This is a genomic window from Variovorax sp. P4_D9, from assembly GCF_056401695.1.
Map to the genome: position 1 here is coordinate 1 of NZ_JBFUIU010001266.1, position 1,865 is coordinate 1,865.

At 66.8% G+C, this 1,865-nt stretch carries 2 protein-coding genes; both read left to right on the plus strand.

Going from position 1 to position 1,865, the window contains the following annotated elements; genetic code table 11:
• The coding region (locus tag AC1DY5_RS53770; RefSeq protein WP_478122379.1) for a dihydrolipoyllysine-residue acetyltransferase at positions 1-1,304 on the plus strand (1,304 nt) is incomplete at its 5' end.
• 13 nt (positions 1,305-1,317) lie between these two features.
• The coding region (locus AC1DY5_RS53775; RefSeq protein WP_478122380.1) for a biotin/lipoyl-containing protein at positions 1,318-1,865 on the plus strand (548 nt) is incomplete at its 3' end.

Here is a 1,865-nt window from a genome sequence, read left to right on the forward strand (position 1 = left end):
CCCCTGGACCGTCTGAGGCAAGGCAGAACATGAGCAACGCAATCGACATCAAGGTTCCCGACATCGGCGATTTCAGCGATGTGCCCGTCATCGAGATCTTCGTGAAGCCGGGCGACATGGTGAAGGCCGAAGATCCGCTGGTCTCGCTCGAATCCGACAAGGCCACGATGGACGTGCCCGCGCCGCGCGGCGGCGTGGTCGAGTCCATCGCCGTGAAGCTGGGCGACAAGGTCAGCGAGGGCTCGGTGATCCTGTCGCTCGCGAGGGGCGATGCGCCGGTGTCGAGCGCTGCCGCACCGGCGCCTGCAGCATCCGCCGCGCCCGCACCGGCGCAGGCCGTCGCAGCCGCCGGCGGCGCGTTCGACGAAGCTGGCTTCGCGCTCGCCTACGCCGGTCCCGCCGTGCGCAAGCTGGCACGCGAACTCGGCGTCGATCTCGGAAAGTTGAAGGGCAGCGGCGACCACGGCCGCATCGTGCGCGCCGACGTCGAGGCCTTTGCGAAGGGTGGGGGTGCCGCGCCTGCCGCTGGCAAGGCTGGCGCAAGCCCTGCAGGTGGTGGCGTCGGCGGCATCGAACTGCTGCCCTGGCCCAGGGTCGACTTCGCCAAGTTCGGACCGATCGAGCGCAAGGAACTGTCGCGCATCAAGAAGATCAGCGCGGCCAACCTGCACCGCAACTGGGTCGTCATTCCGCATGTCACGACCCACGACGAGGCCGACATCACCGAGCTCGAGCCCTTCCGCGTGCAGATGAACAAGGAGCTGGAGAAGACCGGCGTGAAGATCAGCATGCTGCCCTTCATGATGAAAGCGGCCGTGGCCGCGCTGAAGAAGTTTTCGGAGTTCAACGCCAGCCTCGATGGCGATGCGCTGGTGCTCAAGAACTACTGGCACATCGGCTTCGCCGCAGACACGCCCAACGGCCTGATGGTGCCGGTGATCCGCGACGTCGACAGCAAGACGGTGCCCGAGATCGCCAGGGAGATGGGCGAGCTCGCCAAGCTTGCGCGCGACGGCAAGCTCAAGCCCGACCAGATGTCGGGCGGAACCTTCACCATCAGCTCGCTCGGCGGCATCGGCGGCATCTACTTCACGCCCATCATCAACGCGCCCGAGGTCGCCATCATGGGCGTGTGCAAGAGCTACTGGAAGCAGCACTCCACCGACGGCAAGACCTACACCTCGCGCCTCACGCTGCCGCTTTCGCTGTCGTGGGACCACCGCGTGATCGACGGCGCCGCCGCCGCGCGCTTCAACGTCTATTTCGCCAACGTGCTCGCCGACCTGCGGCGCGTGCTGTTCTGAAGGAAGCTCCCAAATGGCACACATGGTGGAAGTCAAGGTSCCCGACATCGGCGACTTCAAGGATGTCGCGATCATCGAGCTGCTGGTCAAGCCCGGCGAGGTCATCGCGGTCGATACCGGCCTGATCATGGTGGAGTCCRACAAGGCCTCGATGGAGATTCCGTCGAGCCATGCGGGCACCGTGAAGGAGCTGAAGGTCGCGCTCGGCGACAAGGTGAGCGAAGGCTCGGTGATCCTCGTGATCGAAACAGCGGCGGCCGCTCCGGCCGCGACGCCGACCCCCGCGCCCGCACCGGCAGCCGTTGCCGCCACGCCCGCGCCCAAGGCCGGCAGCTACGCCGGCAAGGCCGACGTCGAGTGCGAGGTGCTCGTGCTCGGCGCCGGCCCCGGTGGTTACTCGGCCGCCTTCCGCAGCGCCGACCTCGGCATGAAGACGGTGCTGGTGGAGCGCTACGCCACGCTCGGTGGCGTCTGCCTCAATGTCGGCTGCATCCCGTCGAAGGCGTTGCTGCACACGGCCGGCGTGATGGATGAGGTCAAGCTGCTGGCCAAGCATGGCAT